Origin of the sequence: Raineyella sp. W15-4 (assembly GCF_033170155.1) — a bacterium.
GTDB lineage: Bacteria > Actinomycetota > Actinomycetes > Propionibacteriales > Propionibacteriaceae > Raineyella.
The window spans coordinates 426578-449256 of the sequence record NZ_CP137079.1 but is presented as its reverse complement, the minus strand read 5'-3'; the positions used below and the strand labels follow the sequence as shown (position 1 = coordinate 449256).

At 72.6% G+C, this 22679-nt stretch carries 22 protein-coding genes and 2 tRNA genes; 16 read left to right on the top strand and 8 right to left on the bottom strand.

The window, feature by feature from the left end; all coding sequences use genetic code 11:
• Positions 1 to 65: 65 nt before the first annotated feature.
• Positions 66 to 1205, bottom strand: a complete 1140-nt coding sequence (locus R0145_RS02010) for a winged helix-turn-helix domain-containing protein (RefSeq protein WP_317840128.1) — start codon at positions 1203 to 1205, stop codon at positions 66 to 68.
• A gap of 140 nt (positions 1206 to 1345) precedes the next feature.
• Positions 1346 to 1552, bottom strand: coding sequence for a cold-shock protein (locus tag R0145_RS02005; protein ID WP_317838766.1), 207 nt, complete (start codon positions 1550 to 1552; stop codon positions 1346 to 1348).
• 204 nt (positions 1553 to 1756) lie between these two features.
• On the opposite strand from R0145_RS02005, the gene R0145_RS02000 reads away from it, so the two are divergent.
• Positions 1757 to 2404 carry a DUF2461 domain-containing protein gene (locus R0145_RS02000; RefSeq protein ID WP_317838765.1) on the top strand — a complete coding sequence of 216 codons (648 nt, stop codon included), beginning with the start codon at positions 1757 to 1759 and terminating at the stop codon, positions 2402 to 2404.
• Positions 2405 to 2413: 9 nt separating this feature from the next.
• Here the strand turns inward: R0145_RS02000 and R0145_RS01995 are convergent, their stop codons facing one another.
• Positions 2414 to 2896 (bottom strand): 8-oxo-dGTP diphosphatase, encoded by a 483-nt coding sequence (locus R0145_RS01995; RefSeq protein WP_317838764.1) that lies wholly within the window; start codon positions 2894 to 2896, stop codon positions 2414 to 2416.
• 59 nt (positions 2897 to 2955) lie between these two features.
• Between R0145_RS01995 and cobI the strand changes: the two genes are divergently transcribed.
• From cobI to R0145_RS01975, 4 genes are read left to right on the top strand one after another with little or no spacing between them, the layout of a single operon-like run.
• The gene (gene cobI, locus R0145_RS01990; RefSeq protein WP_411742068.1) at positions 2956 to 3750 is read left to right on the top strand and encodes a precorrin-2 C(20)-methyltransferase; all 795 of its coding nucleotides are present in this window, start codon (positions 2956 to 2958) and stop codon (positions 3748 to 3750) included.
• Positions 3747 to 4574, top strand: coding sequence for a precorrin-4 C(11)-methyltransferase (gene cobM, locus R0145_RS01985; RefSeq protein ID WP_317838762.1), 828 nt, complete (start codon positions 3747 to 3749; stop codon positions 4572 to 4574). Before cobI ends, cobM begins: the two co-directional genes overlap by 4 nt.
• Positions 4571 to 6301, top strand: a complete 1731-nt coding sequence (gene cobJ / locus R0145_RS01980) for a precorrin-3B C(17)-methyltransferase (RefSeq protein WP_411742067.1) — start codon at positions 4571 to 4573, stop codon at positions 6299 to 6301. Before cobM ends, cobJ begins: the two co-directional genes overlap by 4 nt.
• Positions 6298 to 7575, top strand: coding sequence for a CbiX/SirB N-terminal domain-containing protein (locus R0145_RS01975; RefSeq protein ID WP_317838761.1), 1278 nt, complete (start codon positions 6298 to 6300; stop codon positions 7573 to 7575). The genes cobJ and R0145_RS01975 overlap by 4 nt, the downstream gene beginning before the upstream one ends.
• 65 nt (positions 7576 to 7640) lie before the next feature.
• Here R0145_RS01975 and R0145_RS01970 read toward each other — a convergent pair whose 3' ends face one another.
• Both R0145_RS01970 and R0145_RS01965 read right to left on the bottom strand, forming a co-directional pair.
• Positions 7641 to 8291, bottom strand: a complete 651-nt coding sequence (locus R0145_RS01970) for a precorrin-8X methylmutase (protein WP_317838760.1) — start codon at positions 8289 to 8291, stop codon at positions 7641 to 7643.
• Between the two features lie 91 nt (positions 8292 to 8382).
• Positions 8383 to 8458, bottom strand: a tRNA-Arg gene (locus R0145_RS01965).
• Positions 8459 to 8766: 308 nt separating this feature from the next.
• Between R0145_RS01965 and R0145_RS01960 the strand changes: the two genes are divergently transcribed.
• The gene (locus tag R0145_RS01960; protein WP_317838759.1) at positions 8767 to 10590 is read left to right on the top strand and encodes a phosphoenolpyruvate carboxykinase (GTP); all 1824 of its coding nucleotides are present in this window, start codon (positions 8767 to 8769) and stop codon (positions 10588 to 10590) included.
• On the opposite strand, the gene R0145_RS01955 is transcribed toward R0145_RS01960, so the two are convergent.
• Complete coding sequence (locus R0145_RS01955) at positions 10580 to 11701, bottom strand: M20/M25/M40 family metallo-hydrolase (RefSeq protein WP_317838758.1); 1122 nt, start codon at positions 11699 to 11701, stop codon at positions 10580 to 10582. The genes R0145_RS01960 and R0145_RS01955 overlap by 11 nt on opposite strands.
• Positions 11702 to 11815: 114 nt before the next feature.
• Between R0145_RS01955 and R0145_RS01950 the strand changes: the two genes are divergently transcribed.
• The 4 genes from R0145_RS01950 to R0145_RS01935 are packed head-to-tail and all read left to right on the top strand — an operon-like array spanning position 11816 to position 15405.
• Positions 11816 to 12610, top strand: a complete 795-nt coding sequence (locus tag R0145_RS01950; RefSeq protein ID WP_317838757.1) for a GNAT family N-acetyltransferase — start codon at positions 11816 to 11818, stop codon at positions 12608 to 12610.
• The gene (locus tag R0145_RS01945) at positions 12603 to 13358 is read left to right on the top strand and encodes a MurR/RpiR family transcriptional regulator (RefSeq protein ID WP_317838756.1); all 756 of its coding nucleotides are present in this window, start codon (positions 12603 to 12605) and stop codon (positions 13356 to 13358) included. Before R0145_RS01950 ends, R0145_RS01945 begins: the two co-directional genes overlap by 8 nt.
• The gene (gene menC / locus R0145_RS01940) at positions 13355 to 14527 is read left to right on the top strand and encodes an o-succinylbenzoate synthase (RefSeq protein ID WP_317838755.1); all 1173 of its coding nucleotides are present in this window, start codon (positions 13355 to 13357) and stop codon (positions 14525 to 14527) included. Before R0145_RS01945 ends, menC begins: the two co-directional genes overlap by 4 nt.
• Positions 14524 to 15405, top strand: a complete 882-nt coding sequence (locus tag R0145_RS01935; protein ID WP_317838754.1) for an aminodeoxychorismate lyase — start codon at positions 14524 to 14526, stop codon at positions 15403 to 15405. Before menC ends, R0145_RS01935 begins: the two co-directional genes overlap by 4 nt.
• A gap of 42 nt (positions 15406 to 15447) precedes the next feature.
• Here R0145_RS01935 and acs read toward each other — a convergent pair whose 3' ends face one another.
• Both acs and R0145_RS01925 read right to left on the bottom strand, forming a co-directional pair.
• Positions 15448 to 17343, bottom strand: a complete 1896-nt coding sequence (gene acs / locus R0145_RS01930) for an acetate--CoA ligase (protein ID WP_317838753.1) — start codon at positions 17341 to 17343, stop codon at positions 15448 to 15450.
• 141 nt (positions 17344 to 17484) lie between these two features.
• Positions 17485 to 17575, bottom strand: a tRNA-Ser gene (locus tag R0145_RS01925).
• 148 nt (positions 17576 to 17723) lie between these two features.
• Here R0145_RS01925 and R0145_RS01920 point away from each other — a divergent pair.
• From R0145_RS01920 to R0145_RS01895, 6 genes are all read left to right on the top strand, one after another.
• Positions 17724 to 17960: a ribbon-helix-helix domain-containing protein gene (locus R0145_RS01920; protein WP_317838752.1), complete on the top strand. Its 237-nt coding sequence runs from the start codon at positions 17724 to 17726 to the stop codon at positions 17958 to 17960.
• A complete protein-coding gene (locus tag R0145_RS01915; RefSeq protein WP_317838751.1) occupies positions 17957 to 18367 on the top strand; it encodes a PIN domain-containing protein in 411 nt (136 codons plus the stop codon). The genes R0145_RS01920 and R0145_RS01915 overlap by 4 nt, the downstream gene beginning before the upstream one ends.
• 75 nt (positions 18368 to 18442) lie before the next feature.
• Positions 18443 to 19996 carry an LCP family protein gene (locus R0145_RS01910; protein ID WP_317838750.1) on the top strand — a complete coding sequence of 518 codons (1554 nt, stop codon included), beginning with the start codon at positions 18443 to 18445 and terminating at the stop codon, positions 19994 to 19996.
• A 13-nt stretch (positions 19997 to 20009) separates the two neighbouring features.
• Positions 20010 to 21173 (top strand): sensor histidine kinase, encoded by a 1164-nt coding sequence (locus tag R0145_RS01905; protein ID WP_317838749.1) that lies wholly within the window; start codon positions 20010 to 20012, stop codon positions 21171 to 21173.
• The gene (locus R0145_RS01900; protein WP_317838748.1) at positions 21170 to 21844 is read left to right on the top strand and encodes a response regulator transcription factor; all 675 of its coding nucleotides are present in this window, start codon (positions 21170 to 21172) and stop codon (positions 21842 to 21844) included. Before R0145_RS01905 ends, R0145_RS01900 begins: the two co-directional genes overlap by 4 nt.
• A gap of 131 nt (positions 21845 to 21975) precedes the next feature.
• Positions 21976 to 22677 carry an ABC transporter ATP-binding protein gene (locus R0145_RS01895; protein ID WP_317838747.1) on the top strand — a complete coding sequence of 234 codons (702 nt, stop codon included), beginning with the start codon at positions 21976 to 21978 and terminating at the stop codon, positions 22675 to 22677.
• Positions 22678 to 22679: the final 2 nt, after the last annotated feature.

Sequence of the window (22679 nt, the reverse complement as noted above, 5' to 3'; positions counted from 1 at the left end):
CGGCGTCGCGGCCTCGGCGCCAGCCTAATCCCGACCCGCCACGCCGGAACTCACCACACCGGTCCTCACCACATCAGCGGCCGGCCGTTGCCGGGCAGGCCCCACTCCGTGGCCGGCACGGTCCGCACCGCTTCCAGCCCGAGCCAGCCGGCGAGCAGGTCGAGCTCACCGCGCAGCGCCGGGCGGACGATCCGCGGCTCCACCCCGTCCTCCAGCCAGCCGGACCGGACCACCAGCTCGCCCGCCTGCCGGTCCGCCTTGAGATCGACCCGCGCGACCAAACGCTCCCCCATCAGGAACGGGTAGACGTAGTAGCCGTAGCGCCGCCGCGGCCCCGGGACGTAGATCTCCAACCCGTAGTCGAAGCCGAACAGCCCGCGCAGCCGGCGCCGTTCGAAGACCAGCGAGTCGAACGGGCTGAGCAGCGCCACCGCCTCGACCCGGCGCGGCCGGCGGGCCGCGTGCCACAGCCAGGCCTGCCGGGTCCAGCCGGGCACCGCGACCGGGGTCAGCTCCCCGGTGTGCTCCAGGGCGGCGATCGCCACCGCGGTCTCGCCACGGTCCAGCCGGAAGTAGTCGGCCAGGCAGCCGAGTGTGCCGATGCCGAGCGCGGCGGCCGCGCGGCGGACCAGCGCCAGCACCGCCGCCGGCTCCTCGGGGGTCGCCGCACTCGCCACGACCGGCGGCAGCACCCGGTCCGGCAGGTCGAACACCCGCTCGAACTGCGGCGTACGTCGCGCCACGGAGGTCCGCCCCGACCAGAGCAGCCACTCGGTCGCGGTCTTGACCGCCGACCAGTTCCAGCCCCACTCCGCCGACCGGTCGCCCGGCACCGGCAGATCCTCGACCAGCCGCTCCTCCAGCTGGCGGGCGGTGCCGGGGAGCCGGCCCACCTCGGCCAGCACGGTGGCCACCAGGTCCGGATGGTCCCGGACGACCCGCCGCATGCTCCCCCAGGCCTCCGACTCCGCCCGGGCCATCCGGAACCGCAGGGCGGGCTCGAGACGGATGTCGACCAGGCTCGCGGCATGGGCCCAGTACTCGAAGAGGCGGCGGGGCGACCGGCCGGCCGCCCGGTCCAGCAACCCGGTGTCGTAGGGGCCGAGCCGGGAGAAGAGCGGCAGGTAGTGCGCCCGCTGCACCACGTTGACCGAGTCGATCTGGAACTGGGCGACCCGGTCGACGGTGCGCTGCAGGTGGCGCATCGTCACCCGGCCGGGCACCGGTCTGGCCTCGGCGAAGCCCTGCGCGGCGAGCGCGATCCGCCGGGCGGCGCCGAGGGTGAGGATGGCCGAAGGCCCCCGGTCGGATGACCGGGGGCCTTCGGAAGCTGGGGACCGAGAGGTCAGTGGATCACGGAAATGTTGGCCGCCTGCTTGCCCTTGGGGCCGTCGACGGTCTCGAACTCGACCCGGTCGCCCTCGTTGAGCGAACGGTAGCCGGTGGAGTTGATGGCGGAGAAGTGTGCGAAAACGTCGGGGGAGCCGTCCTCAGGTGCGATGAAGCCGAAGCCCTTCTCGGCGTTGAACCACTTGACGGTACCGGTGCTCATGTAAATCTATGTCCTTCAGATGGGAGGTTGTACTGGGCGCCATCGTAGTGCCCGTGGGGGTGATGCTGGTGAGACGCCTTCCCAGAAAGACCGGTCCACCCTGGCTGGGTGTCCTGCTTGTCCAGATTCTGCGAACCGCAACAACTGTGATTCACAGTACAACCAAGGAGGTCCCGAACCTAATCCCCGTGCAACAGTGGTGTCATGACACCGTTCCGCGGCTTCGATCCGGTCGCTCCGGAGTTCTATCGCGGCCTGGCGGCGGACAACTCCCGCACGTACTGGCAGGCCCACCGGGACACGTACGAACAGGCCGTCCGGGCGCCGATGGAGGCCCTGCTCGCCGAGGTCGCCGACCCCTTCGGCGACGCGAAGGTCTTCCGGCCCCACCGGGACGTCCGGTTCAGCAACGACAAGTCCCCGTACAAGACCCATCTCGGGGCGTTCGTCCGGACCGCCCCGGCCACCGGCTGGTATCTGGAGCTCGCCGCAGACGGCCTGCTCACCGGCGCCGGCTTCTACCATGCCTCGGCCGACGGGCTCGCTGCCTTCCGGGAGCGGATCGACGAGGAGGGCGACCGGTTGGCCTCGATCGTCGCCACGCTGCGCGAGGACGGCTGGCAGATCGGCGGGGAGTGCCTGAAAAAGGCGCCCAGGGGCTGGACCGCGGACCATCCGCAGATCGACCTGCTGCGCCACAAGAGCCTGTCGGCCTTCCGGGGGATCGAGGACGAGGTGCTGTTCTCGGAAGCTCTGGTCGGGCGGGTGCGCGACGACTGGGAAGCCCTGCGGCCGCTGGTCGAGTGGCTGTCGCCCGTGCTGGCGGGGACGGGAGAGCGGCGCCGGCGCTGACCGGGGCGCTCAGATCCGGGTGATGGTCGCCCCGGTGGGCCGCCCGTCGGCGTACGGGATGACCGCGTGGAACGGCCGCGGATCCTCGTCGAAGAGCAGCGGCAGAAAGTACCGGTCCCCTTCCCAGATGTCCAGCCCGATCAGGTCGGCCACCGGGATCCAGGCCAGGTCGCCCTCCACGTTGCGCTCCGGCGGCTCGCCCTCGAACGCGGTGACCAGGAAGACCAGCCCGAAGACGTGGCCGTCCGGCCCGGAGAACCCTGGCCAGTTCAGCGTCCCGCGCAGCGTCATCGCCGTCGGGACGATCCCGGCCTCCTCGCGCAACTCGCGGATGATCCCGGTCGCCGCGTCCTCGCCCTGCTCGAGCTTGCCGCCCAGCCCGTTCCACTTGCCGTACTGCTCGTCGGTGTCCCGGGCGATCCGGTGGCACATCAGCACCCGGCCGCCACGGACGACATAGGCCAGGGTGGTGAGGACGGGAGCGTACGGCACCTGACGAGCGTACGGCACCGGCGACCCCGGCTCCGGACCCCGTAGTAATCCTTCGTAGGATGGCGGCTGTCGGAGCGGCACCGAGACGAGGAGACGATGTGGACCAGTCGCAGCGCCTGATCGGGGTGGGCGTGGGACCGGGTGATCCCGAACTCGTCACCGTCAAGGCGGTCCGCCTGCTGGCCGAGGCCGATGTGGTGCTGGTGCCGCGGACCGAGCATGCCGCCGGGACCGCCGGCCGAGCCGACCGGATCGTCGCCGCCGCCTGTCCGGCGGCCGCCGACCGGATCGTCGCGGTGCCGTTCAGCATGCGCGAGCGCAGCGGCGTCGGGCCCCGACGGCGGGCCGCCTGGGCCGAATCGACTGACGCCGCGGTCCGGGCCTTCCGAGACGGCGCACGGACGGTCTGCTTCGCCACCGTCGGCGATCCCAGCGTGTACTCGACGTTCAGCTACCTGGCCGCCGAGGTGACCCGTGAGGTGCCCGAGGTGCGGATCGAGGTCGTCCCGGGGATCACCGCGATGCAGGCGCTGGCCGGGGCGGCGCGTACGCCGCTGGTCGAGGGCCGCGAGGTGCTGGCCCTGGTGCCGGTTACCGGTGGGGTGGAGGTGCTCACCGCGGCTCTCGGCACGGCCGACACCGTGGTGGCGTACAAGGCCGGCCGTCGGCTGCCGGAGGTGCTCGACGCGATCGCCGCGGTCCGCCCCGAGCACGCGGTGCTGGTCGGCACCGACGTCGGGCTGCCCGACGAGCGGCTGGTCGACGGCCGGGACCCGGCCGCCCGCGCCGAGGCGCCGTACTTCAGCACCGTGCTGGTCACCCCGCCCCGCCCGACGACCGGGGGCCGGCTGTGACCGGCGGGGCCAGGGACGGCGAGGGCCGGGTGGTGTTCGTCGGCGCCGGCCCCGGCGCGGCGGACCTGATCACCGTCCGTGGCGCCGCGGTCGTCGCCCGGGCCGACATCGTGGTCTGGGCCTCCAGCCTGGTGCATCCCGACATCGTCGCCGGGGCCCGTCCTGACGCCGAGCTGGTCGACTCGGCCGCCCTCCCGCTGGAGGCGCTGCGGCCGGTCCTCGAACGCGCCCGCGACCAGGGCCTGCTGGTCGCCCGGGTGCACACCGGCGACCCGTCGATCTACGGAGCGATGGGCGAGCAGCGCGCGCTGTGCGACAGCATCGGCATCGCCCACGAGACGATCCCCGGGGTGTCGGCATTCTCCGCCGCGGCGGCCCGGGCCGAGGTCGAGATCACCGTCCCGGAGGTGGCGCAGTCGCTGATCCTCACCCGGCTGGAGGGCGGCCGGACGCCGATGCCGGACCGGGAGACCGTACGCTCCTTCGCCGAGCACGGCACCACGATGGCGCTCTACCTCTCGGCAGCCCGCAACCGGGTGCTCCAGGAGGAGCTGCTGGCCGGTGGTTACCCGGCGGATACGCCGTGCATCGTCGGCTACCGGGTGACCTGGCCCGACGAGCTGCTGCTGCGCTGCGAGCTGGCAGACCTGTCCGCGACGATGCGCGAGCACAAGCTGTGGAAGCACACCGTGGTGCTGGTCGGCGCCGCGCTCGCCGAGGGCGCCAGCGGCACCCGCAGCCACCTCTACCATCCCGGGTTCCGGCACGCCTACCGGGCCGCCGATCCGGCCGCCGTCGGGACCCCGAAGGAGACCCACGGATGACCCGGGACATTGCCGTCGCGCACATCGGCCAGGTGACCAACAGCCCGGCGACCCGCCGGCAGGCGGATCGGATCGACCAGGTGCTGGGCCGGGACACGCTCCGCTTCGACGGCCCCGCCTCGACCGGCCTGCCGGCCGCCTGGCAGTCCTGCGACCTGATCGTCAGCCACCTGGCGCTGGGCGCGACCACCCGGATCATCGCCCCGCTGCTGGTGTCCAAGGCCCAGGACCCCGGGGTCGTGGTGGTCGACGAGGCCGGGCGGTTCGCGGTGCCGCTGGTCGGCGGCCACTCCGGGGCGGCCAACGCGCTGGCCCGGGTGCTCGCCGAGGGCCTGGGCGCCACCGCTGTGCTCACCACCGCCACCGACGCGCTCGGCCTGCCCGCGCTGGACACCCTGGGCTGGCCCTGGTCCGGTGACCTGGCCAGAGTGACCCGGGCGATCCTCGACGGCCGGCCGGTGCGGCTGGATCGGACCAGCCCCTGGCCACTGCCGCCGCTGCCGGACAATGTCAGCGAGGACTGCGCCGCCCCCCAGGCCCAGGTCGTCGTCACCGACCTCGCGGCAGGCCCCGTCGCCGGACCGGGCCTGCCCCGGGTGGTGGTGCACCCGCAGTCCCTGGTGGCCGGGATGGGCTGCAACCGCGGCACCTCGGCACAGCGGCTGGCCACCCTGCTGACCGAGACCCTGGAGGAGGCCGGCCTGTCCCCCGACAGCCTGGCCGCCCTGGTGAGCGCGGACATCAAGGCCGCCGAGCCCGGTCTGGTGGCGCTGGCCACCGCCCTCGGCGTCCCGCTGGTGACGTACGCCGCCGACACGCTGGCCGGCCAGCCGGTGCCCAGCCCGAGCGCGGTGGTCGACGGCCACGTCGGCACCCCGAGTGTGGCCGAGGCCTCGGTGCTGGCCCACGGCGCGGAGCTGGTGATCGGCAAGCGCCGCACCCCGGAGGCGACCTGCGCCATCGGCCGGCTCCCGCCGCGGGGGCGGCTCAGCGTCGTCGGGCTGGGGCCCGGCGCCCGCGACCTGGTCACTCCACGGGCCCGGGAGGCGGTCACCTCCGCCGCGGTGGTGGTCGGCTACGCACCGTACGTGGAGCAGATCCGCGACCTGCTCAGCCCCGGCACGCAGGTGTACTCCTCCGGGATGGGCACCGAGGAGGCCCGGACCTGCTACGCGATCGCCCGGGCCCGGGAGGGCCGCCGGGTGGCGCTGGTCTGCTCCGGCGACCCGGCGCTCTACGCGATGGCCAGCCCGGTGCTGGAGCAGGGCACCGACGGCATCGATGTGGACATCGTGCCCGGGGTGACCGCGAGCCTGGCCGTCTCGGCGATCCTCGGCGCCCCGCTGGGCCACGACCACGTCACCCTCTCGCTGTCGGACCTGCACACCGACTGGCCGACCATCGAGCGGCGCCTGCACGCCGCCGCGGAGGGCGACTTCGTGGTGGTGCTCTACAACCCCCGCAGCCGCACCCGGACGACCCAACTGCCCCGGGCGCTGGAGATCCTCGGCGCCCACCGCCCGCCGGACACCCCGGTGGCCGCCGTACACGAGGCCTGCCGGCCCGACCAGCGGACCTACCTGGCGACGCTGGCCACGTTCGACCCGACCCGGGTGGACATGAACTCCCTCGTCGTCGTCGGCTCGTCGACCACCCGCTACACCACCAGCGGGGCCGGTCGCCGGGTGATGGTGACCCCCCGCGACTACACCTGGATGCACGCATGACCGAGGCACGCCCGACCATCGAGAGGGTCCGGCAGGCCGCCCGGGCCGCCCACCCACCGCTCGTCATCGCCGCCCACGGCACCCGTGACCCGGAGGGCGCCGCCGCGGCTCGGGCCCTCACCGCGCTGGTCCGCGCCGTCCTCCCGGACGTGACGGTCGGCCTCGGCTTCGTCGAGCTCACCGAGCCCGGCATTGCCGAGGCGGTCGCCGCCGCGGCTGCCGGGGCCGAGCGCGGCGCGGTGGTCGTGGTGCCGCTGATGCTGGGCAAGGGCGGGCACGTCCGTCGCGACATCCCCGAGGCGATCGAGGCCGGCCGGGCCCGGGTGCCGGGCAGCACGGTGGCGTACGCCCCCCACCTCGGCCCCGATCCGGCGCTGCGGACGATCACCCTGCAACGGATCCGGGCGGTGCTCGGCGACTGGTCGGCGGCCTCGACCACGGTCGTGCTGGTCGGCCGGGGCTGCAGCATCGGTGAGACGAACGCCGAGCATGCCGCCCTGGCCCGGCTGGTGCAGGAGGAGGGCGGCTTCGCGCAGGTGCTGCCGGCCTACCTCCAGGTGACCGGACCGGACCTGGCGCAGGCCCTCGACCAGGTCGTCCGGCTCGGCGCGGAGCGGATCGTGGTGGCACCGAACTTCCTCTTCCCCGGGTCGATGCGCCGCTGGACCCACGAGCAGACGGCGGCCTGGCGCGATCGGCACCCGGGTACCCCCGACGTCCGGGTGGCCGAGGTGGTCGGGCCGTGCCCGGAACTGGCCGCGGTGGTGGTCGATCGCTACCGGGCGGGCGCCCGGCGGCTGGACGACGGCGGCGCGACGCCGGTCTACCTCAGTGGTCTGGTGCTGCGCGGGCGGGATGTCCTCGTCGTTGGTGGTGGCCGGGTCGCGCAGCGCCGGATCGTGGCACTGCTGGATGCCGGCGCCCGGGTGCGGGTGGTGTCCCCGACCCTCACCCCGGTCCTCTCCGCCCTGGAGGCGTCCGGCCGGATCAGCTGGTCGGCCCGGGCGTACGCCGCCGGCGATGTCGCCGACGCCTGGTACGTCCTGGCCCTCACCGATGATCCCGCGGTGAACACCCGGGTCGCCGCCGAAGCCGAGACCCGGCACGTCTTCTGCGTCCGCGGCGACCACGCGGCCGGCGGCAGCGCCTGGACCCCGGCCACCGGCCGCAGCGGAGGCATGCTGCTCGGGGTGATCGGCCGGCGGGAGCCGCGGCGCACCGCCGCGGTCCGGGACGCCCTGGTCGAGGCGGTCCGCACCCTCGCCGACCGGTGACCGGTCCCGCATCGCCGGTCCAGGGGGCCATGGCCGGTCCGGGTGGCCGGCCCGCGGCCGGCCGGTTACCGGTCCGTGGCGATCGCGTTGACGGCGGCCGCAGCGACGGCGCTGCCGCCCCGGCGGCCCAGCAGGGTGAGGTATTCCAGCCCCCACGGATTGCCGGCCAGCGCCTCCTTGGCGCGGTCCGCCCCGACGAAGCCGACCGGGATGCCGACGATCGCCGCCGGCCGCGGGCCACCCTCGCCGATCACCTCGAGCAGCCGGAACAGCGCGGTCGGGGCGTTGCCGATGGCGACCACGGCACCGGCCAGCCGGTCGGCCCACAGGTCGATCGCGGCGGCGGCCTTCGTGGTGCCCAGCCGCCGGGCCAGCGCAGGCAGCTCCGGGTCGGCCAGCCGGCAGATCACCTCGGTGCCGGCGGGAAGCCGGGAGCGGATGATTCCGTGCGCCACCATGGTGGAGTCACACAGGATCGGGGCGTCGGCCGCCAGGGCGGCACGGCAGGCGGTGACCACGCCGGGTGACCAGCGCAGGTCGTCGACGATGTCGGGTTGGGCGGAGGCATGGACCATCCGGACGGCCACCCGGGCAATGTCCTCGGGCAGCTGATCGAGTCGGGTCTCGCGCCGGATGATCGCGAAGGACTCCCGATAGATCTCTGCCCCGTCCCGCAGATAGTCGTACGGGGGCACGATCGGCGAAGTCTGGTCCATGACCCGACTATAACGACGCCGCGTAGTAGCTTGCCCGCCGGGCCGATGGATACAACGAAGCCCCCCGGTCTCGATGACCGGAGGGCTTCAGTGGCGCGCCCGGAGGGATTCGAACCCCCAACCTTCTGATCCGTAGTCAGATGCTCTATCCGTTAAGCTACGGGCGCATACGCCCCAAGTGCTCCTTGCGACGAGTAAGAACTCTAGACCCTCGCCGGTGAGATACCAAATCAGCCCGCAGGCATGGTACCAGTGGTCCACTGGTAAGCACCACCAGGCCGGAGAATGGCACGGCCCGCCTCGGATCGACCCGCGCCAGCACGTCGATCGGAACATCTTGTGATCTGTTTCACATGAGCATTTGTGTCTCCACTCTTGTAATACCAGTTGGGGCAGTGGCCTAGAATCACTCCAACATCCCGGAGGCATCCTCCCTAGTCCCAGCCGGTTCACCGAACTCAACGAGGAGCACATCGTGTCCGTTGACACCACCCAGGCACCCACGACCCACAAGGCCCTTCTGGAATGGGTCTCCGAGGTCGCGGCACTGACCGAACCCGACTCGATCTACTGGTGCGACGGTTCCCAGGAGGAGTACGACCGCCTGGGCGCCGAGCTCGTGGCCGCCGGCACCGCGATCCGGCTGTCCGAGGAGAAGAAGAAGGACTCCTACTACTTCGCCTCCGACCCCGACGACGTGGCCCGGGTCGAGGATCGTACGTTCATCTGCTCGGAGCAGGAGATCGACGCCGGCCCGACCAACAACTGGCGTGACCCGGCCACGATGAAGGCCACCCTCACCGACCTCTACCGCGGCGCGATGCACGGCCGGACGATGTACGTCATCCCGTTCTGCATGGGCCCGATCGACGCCGAGGACCCGAAGTACGGCGTGGAGATCTCCGACTCGGCGTACGTCGCCATGTCGATGCGAGTCATGACCCGGATGGGCGCCGCCCCGCTGGAGGCGATGACCGCCGGCGGCGACAAGGAGTTCGTCCCCTGTCTGCACTCGGTCGGCTACCCGCTGGACGAGGGCGTCGAGGACGTCGCCTGGCCGTGCAACCCGGACAAGTACATCGTGCACTTCCCCGAGGAGCGCGCGATCTGGTCGTACGGCTCCGGCTACGGCGGCAACGCGCTGCTCGGCAAGAAGTGCTACTCGCTGCGGATCGCCTCGGTGATGGCCCGCGACGAGGGCTGGCTGGCCGAGCACATGCTGATCCTCAAGCTCACCTCACCGCAGGGCAAGGTCTACCACATCGCCGGTGCCTTCCCGTCCGCCTGCGGCAAGACCAACCTGGCGATGATCGAGCCGACCCTGCCCGGCTGGAAGGCCGAGACCCTCGGCGACGACATCAACTGGATGCGGTTCGACGCCGACGGCTACCTGCGCGGCGTCAACCCGGAGAACGGCTTCTTCGGCGTCGCCCCGGGCACCGGCTACTCCACCAACCCGAACGCGATGCGCACCATCGAGGCGGGCAACTCGATCTTCACCAACGTCGCCCGTACGCTCGACGGCGACGTGTGGTGGGAGGGGATGACCGACGAGAAGCCGGCCGAGCTGATCGACTGGAAGGGGCAGCCGTGGACCCCGGCGGCGGGCACCAAGGCCGCCCACCCGAACAGCCGCTTCACCACGCCGATCGCCCAGTGCCCGATCCTCTCCGACGAGTGGAACGACCCGCAGGGCGTCCGGATCGACGCGATCCTCTTCGGTGGCCGTCGCGCCACCACCGTCCCGCTGGTGACCGAGAGCGTGGACTGGGAACACGGCGTCTTCCTCGGCGCCACCTGCTCCTCGGAGACCACCGCCGCCGCCAAGGGTGCGGTCGGCGTCGTCCGGCGTGACCCGATGGCGATGCTGCCGTTCATCGGCTACAACGCCGGCGACTACATCCAGCACTGGCTGGACATGCCCACGCTGCACGAGACCCCGCACCTGCCGAAGGTGTTCTACGTCAACTGGTTCCGCAAGTCCGCCGACGGCCGGTTCCTCTGGCCCGGCTTCGGGGAGAACAGCCGCGTCCTCGCCTGGATCGTCGGCCGGCTCGAGGGTACCGCCGAGGCGGTCGAGACCCCGATCGGCTACGTCCCGACCCTGGAGGCGATCGACCGCACCGGCATCGAGGACGAGGTCGACGACGCCACCCTGGCCGAGGTGCTCACCGTGGACGTCGAGGACTGGAGCCGGGAGATCCCGCTGATCGAGGAGTGGTTCACCAAGCTCGGGGAGCGGTTCCCGCAGCAGCTGTGGGGCCGGCTGGACCGGCTCAAGGCCGCCCTCAACGCCTGAGCACCGCGACCAGCAGGTCGATCCGCTCGAGCAGGCTGGACAGCAGGACGTGTTCGTCGGCGGCGTGCGCCCCGCCGCCACGCGGCCCGAAGCCGTCCACCGTCGGCACTCCCAGGGCGCCGATCAGGTTCGTGTCGCCCGCCCCCGCCGCGGGGCGGGCGCCGACCGGCCGGCCCAGCGCCGCCGCCGTCGCCCCGATCGAGGCGGCCAGGGCTCGGTCCGCGGGGCCGGCGGCCCAGGCCGGGCGGTGACTCGCCAGCTCCATCGCGAGCCGGGCACCGGGCCGGACCGGCCGTAGGCCGCGCAGCCGATCCAGCACCTCCCGCTCGGTGCCGGCGTCGAGGAAGCGCAGGCCCAGCTCGCACTCCGCCCGGTCGGGCACGACATTGGCCCGGCCGCCGCCGGAGATCGTCCCGGCGTTGCAGAGCACCTCGCCCGCCCCACCGGCCGTCCCGACGATCCGCCGGACCTCGATCAGTTGGTCGACGAGTTCGTCGATCGCGGACACCCCGGCGGCGGGGTCCAGGGCGGCGTGCGCGGCCTTCCCCTGCACCGAGAGCCGGACCCGGCTGCTGCCGCGACGGCCGACCTTGAGCGCTCCGTCCGGGTGCGGGGACTCGAACCCGATCGCCGCCGCCACCCCGTCCAGGCCGGCGCGGATCAGCTCCTGCGAGGTCGGTGAGCCGACCTCCTCGTCACTGACGATGACGATCCGGACCGGCCGGTGCGCCGTCCCCCGCAGCCGTTCCAGCGCGGCGAGCATCACCACCAGCCCGCTCTTCATGTCGTAGACACCGGGCCCCCGGACGACGTCCCCGGCCACCGACCAGGGCACCCGACCGGCCAGCGTGCCCACCGGCCAGACCGTGTCGGAGTGTCCGACCAACAGCACCGGCTCCCCCACCCCGTCGCCGGCCACTTCCAGGCGCAGGTGCGTGCCCGCCGGGCCGGGGATCGTCTCCACCCTCGCCCCCGCCTGGTGGAACCACCCGCCCAGCAGGTCAGCGATCGCCGCACTGGCCACCGGGTCGAGGGACGGGGTCTCCAGCGTCACCAGGCGACGCAGTCGCTCCACCACCCCGGCGGTCTCCGTCGCTCTCCCGATGCCCACGACAACTCCCCGCTCTGATTGCAGATACGTTACATATCCTCGGGCTGAGATGTGACAGCACTGCTACAAATATGCGACAGGGCGCGTAACATACGATTCGTAAGATCGGTCGATGTGAAGAGGGTCGATGCAGCCGGACCAGCCCCCGGCGGCCTGCTCGGCGGGCCGCTGTCCTCCTACGATGATCTGTCGCGGGCCAGCGACCTCTACCACCGTGTCTTCCGGTACGGCGTGGACGGGCCCGCGCTCAACACCAATCTGCTCGGCGCACTGCGCCGCAACGGCGGGTCGACCGTGGGCGTGAAGACCCCGGAGGGCCGCCTGGTCGGCTTCGCGTACGGGTTCCCCGGCACCGACGGGTCGGCGCGCTACCACTATTCGCAGGCCGCGGTGGTCGACCCGGAGTTCCAGGGCCGCCACGTCGGCCGGCTGCTCAAGCTGCACCAGCGCGAGATCGCCCTCGACTGGGGCGAGCACCGGATGCGGTGGAGCTTCGACCCGCTACTGGCCCGCAACGCGCACTTCAACTTCGACTCCCTCGGCGCGGTCGGGATCGCGCTGCAGGAGGACTACTACGGCCAGGCCGACACCGACCGGGTCATCGTCGAGTGGGATCTGGATCGCGACCCCCGGACGTTGTGGCACCGGCCGACCGCCCCGCCGCCCGGCCGGCTCGGCCCGGCGGACTGGGGCCGGCCGATCCCCGGCGCGGCCGGCGTCTGGCTGCCGATCGCCGGGACGCTGCTGGCCGGGGATCCGGAGTCGGCGGAGATCCACGCCCAGCGGCCCCGGGTCCGCGCCGCGCTCGGTGAGCTCTTCGCGGCCGGCTATGTCGCGACCAGCTGCGTACGCCTCGACGCACTGACCGCGGCCTACCTGTTCCGCCGAGGAAGGACCACCGATGGCTGAGACCACCCGGCCCGCACCGACGGCCGGACCCGACCGGGCCGATCCCGAGGGCCACGCGCTCAACCGGCAGCTGCGGACCCCGCCGGACCGGTACGGCCAGCGGCTGGGCACCACCCTCTCCGCGGAGGCGCTGCAGCAGAACGTGATGGCCGCCGAGACCGCCTCCCTCGCCGGCACTTTCGCGGCGCTGGCCCGCACCGGCTCGGTGCCCCGGGCGGCGCAGCTCCTGCTGGGGTCACGGCGCCGGTTCGTGATGGGCGAGGGCAAGTCGGCCGCGTACGCCGCCCTGCTCAACGCCGACCTGGCCGCCACCCTCTCCAACGTCTTCCTGGTCGACGGGCACGCCCTGGCGCCGCTCACCGTGCTGTCCGACGTCCGGGCCAGCGACGTGCTGGTGCTCTTCTCGCTGCGCCGCTACCGCCGCGAGACGATCGCCCTGGGGCGACTGTTCCGCCGGGCCGGTGGGCACCTGGTGGTGGTCACCGACAGCCCGGAGGCGCCGGCGGCCCGCGACGCGTCGGTGCTCATCGTCGTCGACACCGGATCCGCCTCGTACGCCGACAGTCCGACCGCGGTGGCGGCGGTCTGTCAGCTGCTCAGCGCCCTCACCGCGGCGGCGTCGAAGGGCTCCGCCCGCCGGTTGCGGCGGCGTGACGTGCTGACCTCGCGGCTCGCGCTCTACGACGACCCGTCCCCTGACGACCCACCCCGCGACGACCCCGAGACCCCCGCCGAGGAGGAGCGATGAGGATCACCCGGATCCGGCTGTACGAGGTGCGGCTGCCGCTGGTCCACCGGTTCCGCACCAGCTCCCACAGCAAGGCCTCGCTGGACCACATCCTGGTCGAGCTGACCGACGAGGCCGGGGCGGTCGGCTGGGGCGAGATCGCCTCGCCCGCCGGGCCGTTCTACTGCTCGGAGACCACCGGGACGGCCTGGGCCGTCGCGGTCGACTTCCTCGTTCCGCGGGTCCTCGGGGCGGTCTGGGACCGGCCGGAGGACGCCGAACAGAGCTGGGCGGCGATCCGTGGCCATGAGTTCGCCAAGGCCGGCTTCGCCGGGGCCGGCTGGGACCTCTGGTCCCGGCAGCAGGGGGTGGCGCTGGCCGCCGCGCTGGGCGGCACCCGGGCGCGGGTCCGGGCCGGGGTCTCGCTGGGGATCGAGCCGACGATCGACGACCTGCTCACCCAGGTGGCCCGGCAGGTGGCGCACGGCTACCACCGGGTGAAGCTGAAGATCGGCCCGGACTGGCTGCTGGAACCGGTCCGGGCGGTCCGCACGGCCCATCCCGATCTCGACCTGCACGTGGACGCCAACGCCGCGTTCCGCCCCGACGAGGAGACCATCGGCCGGCTGGCGGCCCTCGACGCGTACGGCCTGACGATGATCGAGCAGCCCTTCGGGGTCCGTGACTTCCTCGGCCACGCCCGGCTCCAGGAGCGGATCGCCACCCCGGTCTGCCTGGACGAGTCGGTCACCGACCTCGACGACCTGCGGACGATGATCGCCCTGCGCGCCGGCCGGGTGCTGAACATCAAGGTGTCCCGGATGGGCGGCCTGACCCGGGCCCGGCAGGCCCACGACCTGGCGGCGGCGGCCGGCATCCCGGTCTGGTGCGGCGGGATGCACGAGTTCGGGATCGGCCGGGCGGCCAATGTCGCACTCTCCTCGCTGGCCGGCTTCTCGCTGCCCTCCGACGTCTCCGGCTCCGACAAGTACTACGCCCGCGACATCGTCACCCCGCCGGTCGTCGCCCGCGACGGGTGGGTCGAGGTGCCCACCGGACCGGGCATCGGCCACGACGTCGACCGACAATGGATCCAGACCAACCTGCTGCGGGCGTACGACACCGCCGGCAGCCCCCGACCGACCCCGACCCCGATCCCCCGCCGACCCGAGGAGCGCGATCTCCGATGACCACCCCCGTCCTGTTCTTCGTCGACGACCTCGCCGAGGGCGTCCCCACCCCCGGACAGTCGTTCCACCGGGCCGACCCGGCCGCACCGCAGCTCACCGTGCTGGACCTGTCGGTGACCCGCGGTGACGGCATCTTCGAGACCGCCGGGGTGCTGCAGGGGCACGTCCAGGCGCTCGACGCGCACCTGCGCCGGTTCGCCCGGTCGGCGCGGATCCTCGACCTGCCGGCGCCCCGGCTCGACGTCTGGCGCGCCACGATCCTGGCGGCCGTCGCCGCGTACGGCGCGGCGGGACGGGCGTACGTGAAGTTCATCATGACCCGCGGGATCGAGGGCACCGGGGTGCCGATCGGCTGGGCGTACGTCGCCAAGGCCGACGACTTCACCGCCGCGCGCCGCGACGGCATCCGGGTGGTCACCCTCGACCGGGGCTACCGCCAGGACGTCGCCCAGACCTCGCCGTGGCTGCTCCAGGGCGCCAAGACGCTGTCCTACGCGGTGAACAAGGCGGTGCTGCGGGAGGCGGCCCGGCGCGGCGCCGACGACGTGATCTTCACCAGCAGCGACGGTTACGCGCTGGAGGGCCCCACCTCGACGGTGCTGGCCCGCTTCGGCGGCACGTACGCCACCCCCGACACCGACCAGGGGATCCTCGCCGGCACCACCCAGGCCCGGGCCTTCACCCACCTCGAGCAGGCCGGGCATCCCTGCGAGTACCGCCGGATCACCACCACGGAACTGGCGGCGGCGGACGCCCTGTGGCTGCTGTCGAGCACCCGGCTGGCCGCCCCGGTGCGGGCTCTGGACGGCCGGGCGGTGGTCGTCGACGCCGAGACCACCGCCCGGCTGCTCGCGGCGCTGGAGTCCGCCGAGGAGTGACCCCAGGGAGCGCCCGGCCGTCGGGCCGGTGTCCCGGTCGGCTCAGGCCCCGGTGTCCATCGTCGACAGGTCGCCGACGTCCTCACCGAGGGCCTGGGCCTTCAGCACCCGGCGCAGGATCTTGCCCGACCGGGTCTTCGGCAGCGAGTCGACGAAGTCGATCACGTCGGGCTTGGCGATCGGGCTGAGGTGCTGGGCGACGTGGCGGCGGATGTCCTCGGCCAGTTCCGGGGAGCCCTTCAGGCCGGCCCGGAGGATGGCGAAGGCGTGGATCGCCTGGCCCTTCACCTCGTGCGGCAGGCCGATCGCGGCCGACTCGATCACGTTGGGGTGGGAGTTCATCGCGGCCTCGACCTCGGCGGTGCCGATCCGGTGGCCGGAGACCTTGATCACGTCGTCGGTCCGCCCGACGATCCAGATGTAGCCGTCCTCATCGATCCGGGCCGAGTCGCCGGTGAGGTAGGCACCCGGGTACTTCGACCAGTAGGTGTCGAGGTAGCGCTTCTCGTCCTTGTAGAGCGTCCGCAGCATCGCCGGCCACGGGTGCTTGAGCACCAGCATCCCCTCGGTGCCGGTGGGCACCTCGTGGCCCTCGTCGTCGAGGATCGCCACCTCCTGGCCGAAGAACGGCTTGCCGGCCGAGCCGGGCTTGAGCGGCAGTGCCGGGGTGGGGGTGATCTGGAACATGCCGGTCTCGGTCTGCCACCAGGTGTCCATGATCGGGCAGGCGCCCTTGCCGATCACGTCGTGGAACCAGTGCCAGGCCTCCGGGTTGATCGGCTCACCGACCGAGCCGAGCACTCGCAGTGAGGACAGGTCGTGGCGGGCGGGCCAGGCGTCGCCGAAGCGCATCAGCGAGCGGATCGCCGTCGGGGCGGTGTAGAAGATCGAGATGCCGTAGTACTCGATCAGCTGCCACCAGCGGTTCGGGTACGGGAAGGTCGGCCCGCCCTCGAACATGAACGAGGTGGCCCCGTTGAGCAGCGGCCCGTAGAGACCGTACGTGTGGCCGGTGACCCAGCCCGGGTCGGCGGTGCACCAGTAGCGGTCCTCGTCGCTGACGTCGAAGACGTACTTCGTGGTGGCGTACGCGCCGACCTGGTAGCCGCCATGGGTGTGCACGATCGCCTTCGGATGGCCGGTGGACCCGGAGGTGTAGAGCAGGAACAGCGGGTCCTCGGCATCCACCGCGACGGTCTCGCACCGACCGTTGGCGATCGGCAGCGAGGTGAGGTCGTGGTACCAGTGGTCCCGCAGCGGGTCCATCACCACCTCGGAGCCGGTCCGCCGCACCACGATGACGTTCTCCACCGTCGGGGAGAACCGGATCGCCTCGTCGACGATCGCCTTCATCGGGAACACCGACCCGTTCACCCAGGACCCGTCGGCGGTGATCAGCAGCTTGGACGCCGAGTTGTCGATCCGCTCCCGCAGCGCGTCGGCGGAGTAGCCGCCGAACACCACCGAGTGCACCGCGCCGATCTTGGCGCAGGCGAGCATCGCGAACCAGATCTCCGGGATCCGCGGCAGGTAGATGGTGACGATGTCGCCCTTGACCACGCCCATCGCCTTCAGCACGTTGGCCATCCGGTTGACCTGCCGGTTCAGCGCGTGGAACGAGAAGGTCCGCGGGTCGCCGCCGTTCTCCGGCACCCAGATCAGTGCCAGTTTGTTCTTCCGCGGCCCGTCCAGGTGCCGGTCGACGGCGTTGGCGACGATGTTGGTCCGGCCGCCGGTGAACCACCGGAAGAACGGTGCCCCGGAATCGTCGAGCACCCGGTCCCAGGGCTGGGACCAGTCGAGTTCGGCGGCCTCCGCGGCCCAGAATCCCAGCGGATCCTGACCGGCCTGGGCGGAGAACGCAGCATGGTCGGGGACATGGGTGCCGGCCAGGACGGCATCGGACGGGCGGACGAACTCTCCAGGGGCGGCGGCCACGGTGACTCCTTCGTCAACGGCGTACGACCCTCGGGCCCGATGCCCGGGGTTCCCGTACGCGGAACGGGGAGCACTCTAGTGTGTCCCGGGTCACCCGGAAAGACATTTCCGTTCCGGGTGGACCGGGACACCTCACAAGGGCGGAGGCGGCGGGATTTGAACCCGCGATGGGATTGAGGTCCCAAACCCGCTTAGCAGGCGGGCGCCATAGACCGGACTAGGCGACGCCTCCGAGCACGAGGAGCCGCGAGGCCCCGAGTACCGAGGGTTCATGCTACAGATTCCGCCCCGGGCGGTCCAACCGGAACGCACCGACTGCCCGGCCGTGGTCGCCGCGCCAGGATCGTCGACCCGGCGGCAATACCGGCTATACTCAGGCCATGGTAAAGGTCATGGTGTCGTTCCCCGATGAGGTGCTGAGGGCCATTGACGCCGAGGCGGATCGGCGCGGGACCACCCGCAGTGCGCTGCTGCGCACATTCGCAGAGGACGCACTGCACCAGCGCAGCATCCGCCGTGCGGCGCGGATGGAGGAGATCGCTGCGGCGGGTGATCACGCCCGCGGGCACGGCGGTCGTGTCGCGGAGGTCCTCAAGGCGAATCGGCCCGAACGGTGAACCTGTGGCTGCTCGATGCCAGTGTCCTCCTGGCGAGTGAGGATTCCGACGATCAGCATCACCGCGACGCCGTCCGGTTGCTCAACCGTGACGACCCGCTGGCCACCCTCGACCTCGCGTACTACGAGGTGGCGAATGTCGCGGTCCGGGCCTGGCGCGACCCGGCGGCCGCCGATCGGCTCCGCGCCCGGGTGGCGGCGCTCGCCGATGACGGCGGACTCGAGCGGGCCGACCCGGCGCTGCTGGCGAGCGCGACGGCCATCGCCGGCGATCACGGCATCTCGGTCTACGACGCGGCGTACGTGGCGGCGGCTCGCCGTGCCGGAGCCGTGCTGGTCAGCTGCGACGTCCGCGATCTGGTGTCCCGAGGACTCGCCCGTGTCCCTGCCGAGGTCATCGGGACGTGAGGTCGGGTTACCAGAGCTCCAGCTGAACGGCGCGTTACATTGGGGGAAACTCATTCTTGACGGCTCGGAGCATCCATGGACCCCCAGCACGACCGGCTGCGCGCCGACTCCTTCGCCGGCGCCACCGGATGGACCGTCCTGACCACCGTCGTTCCCGGGGTCGGACTCATCCGTGCGGGCCATCGTGCCCTCGGCAACCTCGTCATCGCCTTGGTCGTCGGCGCCGCGGCGGCGCTCGGGGTGGTCATCGCGGTGCATCGTGAGTGGGCGCTGGCGCTGGTCGTCAACCCGGCCTTCCTGCGCGTCGCCGGGGCGGGGCTGGGGGTCGTCGGGCTGGCCTGGGTGGGAACGATCGTCGCGGTGCACCTGCGTGTCCGGCCGCTCCCGGTGCGCCGGTGGCAGCGCTGGGCGGGGTTCCTGATGGTCGTGGTGCTCACCTTCGCCGTCGCGGCGCCGTCCGCGGTCGGCGTCCGCTACGCCTGGTCGCAGGCGGACCTGGTCCGGGCCGTGTTCGGTGGCAACACCGCCCAGATGGCGGGTACCGTCCCCCAGGTGTGGAAGGAGAAGGGCCGGCTCAACATCCTGCTGCTCGGCGGTGACTCCGGACCGGACCGGACCGGGATGCGCACCGACACGGTGATGGTCGCCTCGATCGACACCACCACCGGCGACACCGTGCTCTTCGGGCTGCCCCGCAACACCGCCCGGATGCCCTTCCCGGCCGGGCCGCTGCGCGAGGCCTATCCGGACGGGTGGTACGACGGCTACAACGCCGACGACCCGCTGTACTTCCTCAACGCCCTCTACGAGTTCGTCCCAGAGCAGCACCCCGGCCTCTTCCCGGACACGACGCATGCCGGCGGTGACGCGATGAAAGCGGCGGTCGGTGAGGCAATGGGCATCCCGATCGACTACTACGCGGTCGTCGACCTGGCCGGTTTCGAGCGGCTGATCGACGCCATGGGTGGGGTCACGGTCAACATCAACAGCTACATCCCGATGGGCGGCAGCACCGACGCGCACGTGCCGCCCAAGCAGTGGCTCTCCCCCGGCCCCTCCCAGCACCTCGACGGCAACCAGGCGCTCTGGTACGCCCGCGGCCGGTACGGCTCCGACGACTTCCAGCGGATGAGCCGGCAGCGCTGTGTGATCAGCGCCCTCGCCGACCAGGCCAACGTCCCCAACCTGCTGAGCCGCTACGAAGCCATCGCCCGCGAGTTCCAGGGAGTGGTGCTCACCGACATCCCGCAGGAGGACCTGCCGTCGGTGCTCAACCTCGCCCTGCTGATGCGGTCGGCGAACATCCGGTCGATCGTCTTCACCAACGGCGTGGCCGGGTTCCGCTCGGCGCACCCCGACTTCGCGCTGATGAAGACCCAGGTGCAGGAGGCGATCAAGGAGTCGTACGCCAAGACGCCGGCCACCACCCCCGCCGCTCCGGCCGCGCCGACCACCCCGACACCGACCCCCACGCCCACCCCGACCCGCAGCTCCCGGACCACCGCGACGCCGACACCGACCCCCTCGCCGTCCCCGTCCGAGACCAGTGTCAATGTCCGCTCGGTGTGTGCGTACGACCCGGTGGCCGCCGAGGAGGCCACCGCGAACCCGCCGTACTGGGTGAAGTGACCGGGCGCGCACGGTGATCGCGGCGCTGAGGTCCTGGTTCGTCCGTCACCCGATGGTCGGCGATGGCCTGATCGCCGCGCTGCTCTTCCCGCCCACCCTGGGGTCGACGCTGGCCCTGCACCATTCCGGGCCCCAGTGGCCGTACGTGGTGTGGTCGGTGGCGTACGTCCTGCCGCTGGTGATCCGCCGGACCCATCCGCAGTGGGCGGCGCTGGCCCTGTTCCCGGCCCATCTGGTCCAGCTCGCGGTGGCCGACCTGCCGTCCTTCGCCAACGTCACCGTGCCGATCGTGCTGCACTCGGTCGCCACCCGGACCGCTCCGCGCCGGGCCCGGCTCTGGCTGCTGATCGCCGCGGCCGCGTCGGTCGCCGCCGGGATCGACTGGGGGATGTCCCGCGACTTCCGTCCGGTGATGACCAGCGTCGGCGACGCGATCGCCGCCTTCGTGGTCTGCGCCGCGGCCTGGTTCATGGGCCGGCTCGGCGCCGAGCGCCGGCGCACCGAGCTGGCGCTGCGGCGGCGGGCCGCCGGCGAGGAACGGACCCGGATCGCCCGGGAGATGCACGACGTGGTGGCCCACTCGCTGTCCGTCATCGTCGTCCAGGCCGACGGCGGCGCCTATCTGGCCCGGCTCCACGGGCAGGACGCGAGCACCCTGGAGACGGTCGCCGCGACCGCCCGGACCGCCCTGACGGAGACCCGCCGACTGGTCGGGGTGCTCCGGGACGGCACCGGAGGACCGGTCGACTGGGAGCCGGAGGCCTCGCTGGAGGGCATCCCGGCGCTGGTCGCCGCCACCCGGGAGACCGGCCTGCCGGTGACGTACGCCGAACGGGGCGACCCGCAGGCGCACCCGCCGCTCGGGGCGGGGGCGGAGCTGACCGGCTACCGGATCGTCCAGGAGGCGCTGACCAACGTGCTCCGCCACGCCGGGCCCGATGCCACCGCCGAGGTCACCCTGACCCACCGGTCCGACGGCCTGCGGATCGCCGTGGTCAACACCGGCCGCCGCCCCAGCCCCGACGGGCGGGGCCGGTCCACCGCGGACGGCAGTGGCCATGGCCTGATCGGGATGCAGGAACGGGTCGCCGCCTACGATGGGGAGCTGGTGGCCGGTCCGCGTCCCGACGGGTTCGAGGTGATCGCCACCCTGCCCGCCGAGGAGTCCCGCCCGTGACCGCACCCGTCCACGTCCTGCTGGTCGACGACCAGGCCCTGGTCCGGGCCGGGTTCCGGATGGTGCTGGACGCCCAGCCCGATATCACCGTCGTCGGGGAGGCGGGCGACGGGGTGGAGGCGGTCGCACTGGCCGGCCGGCTGGCGCCGGACATCGTGCTGATCGACATCCGGATGCCGCGCCTCGATGGGGTCGAGGCGACCCGCCGGATCCTCGCCACGGACCCGGCGGCCCGGGTGATCGTGCTCACCACCTTCGACCTCGACGAGTACGTGTACGCCGCCCTCGGCGCCGGCGCGTCGGGCTTCCTGCTCAAGGACGCCGGGCCGGAGGAACTGCTCGCCGCGATCCGGGCGGTGCACTCCGGCGACGCGGTGGTCGCCCCGTCGGCGACCCGGCGGCTGTTGGACCGGCTGCGACCGCAGCTGGCCGACAATATCGACCTGCGCACCCCCGACGAGCGGCTGGCGGCGCTGACCGCCCGGGAGCGGGAGGTGCTCGGGGCGGTCGGCCGCGGGCTGACGAACGCCGAGATCGCCGACGAGCTGTTCCTCTCCGAGGCCACCGTGAAGACCCACATCGGCCACATCCTCGCCAAGCTCGCGCTGCGGGACCGGGTGCAGATGGTCGTCCTGGCGTACGACGCGGGACTGGTCCGGCCGCGCCCCTAGGGTGCCCGGGGCTGATCCGGCCGCGACCCTGGGGAGGGTCCCCCGGGGCGTCCCCTACGACCCCGGGCGTATCCCCCGATCCGGCCCGCGGACCGATGTCGGTGGGCCGGGCGGCGAGCAGAGTGGGGGCCATGACCACGATCACCGCGCCACCACGCGCCGCCGTCCGGACCGCCGACCTGACCCGGATCTACGGATCCGGCGACACCGCCGTACGAGCCCTGGACGGGGTCAGCGTGGAGTTCCCCGCCGGCAGGTTCACCGCGATCATGGGGCCGTCCGGGTCCGGCAAGTCCACCCTGATGCACTGCGCTGCCGGCCTCGACGCGGTCACCTCGGGACATGCCTGGATCGGCGACACCGACATCACCACGCTCAACGACCATGACCTGACGGTGCTGCGCCGTGACCGGGTGGGGTTCGTCTTCCAGGCGTTCAACCTGCTGCCCACCCTCGACGCGCGGGCGAACATCCTGCTGCCGCTGCGGCTGGCCCGGCGCCGCCCGGACCGGGACTGGTTCGACCGGCTGGTCGAGGTGCTCGGGCTGGCCGACCGGCTCGATCACCGCCCGGCCGAGCTCTCCGGCGGCCAGCAGCAGCGGGTCGCGGTGGCCCGTGCCCTGGTCACCCGGCCCGAGGTGGTCTTCGCCGACGAGCCGACCGGGGCGCTGGACTCGGTGGCCGGCGCGGACCTGATGGGTTTCCTGCGCCGCAGCGTCGACGAGTTCGGCCAGACGATCGTGATGGTCACCCACGACGCGCAGGCGGCCTCGTACGCCGACCGGATCGTCCGGCTCGCCGACGGGCGGATCGTCGCCGACGAGGAGCGCTGACG

Bases quoted from the DNA above. Each gene is read 5' to 3' on its own strand.
- R0145_RS02010 (WP_317840128.1), bottom strand. From the start codon at position 1,205: ATGCGCCACCTGCAGCGCACCGTCGACCGGGTCGCCCAGTTCCAGATC.
- R0145_RS02005 (WP_317838766.1), bottom strand. From the start codon at position 1,552: ATGAGCACCGGTACCGTCAAGTGGTTCAACGCCGAGAAGGGCTTCGGC.
- R0145_RS02000 (WP_317838765.1), top strand. From the start codon at position 1,757: ATGACACCGTTCCGCGGCTTCGATCCGGTCGCTCCGGAGTTCTATCGC.
- cobI (WP_411742068.1), top strand. From the start codon at position 2,956: ATGGCGGCTGTCGGAGCGGCACCGAGACGAGGAGACGATGTGGACCAG.
- cobJ (WP_411742067.1), top strand. From the start codon at position 4,571: ATGACCCGGGACATTGCCGTCGCGCACATCGGCCAGGTGACCAACAGC.
- R0145_RS01975 (WP_317838761.1), top strand. From the start codon at position 6,298: ATGACCGAGGCACGCCCGACCATCGAGAGGGTCCGGCAGGCCGCCCGG.
- R0145_RS01970 (WP_317838760.1), bottom strand. From the start codon at position 8,291: ATGGACCAGACTTCGCCGATCGTGCCCCCGTACGACTATCTGCGGGAC.
- R0145_RS01945 (WP_317838756.1), top strand. From the start codon at position 12,603: ATGGCTGAGACCACCCGGCCCGCACCGACGGCCGGACCCGACCGGGCC.
- menC (WP_317838755.1), top strand. From the start codon at position 13,355: ATGAGGATCACCCGGATCCGGCTGTACGAGGTGCGGCTGCCGCTGGTC.
- R0145_RS01935 (WP_317838754.1), top strand. From the start codon at position 14,524: ATGACCACCCCCGTCCTGTTCTTCGTCGACGACCTCGCCGAGGGCGTC.
- R0145_RS01920 (WP_317838752.1), top strand. From the start codon at position 17,724: ATGGTAAAGGTCATGGTGTCGTTCCCCGATGAGGTGCTGAGGGCCATT.
- R0145_RS01910 (WP_317838750.1), top strand. From the start codon at position 18,443: ATGGACCCCCAGCACGACCGGCTGCGCGCCGACTCCTTCGCCGGCGCC.
- R0145_RS01895 (WP_317838747.1), top strand. From the start codon at position 21,976: ATGACCACGATCACCGCGCCACCACGCGCCGCCGTCCGGACCGCCGAC.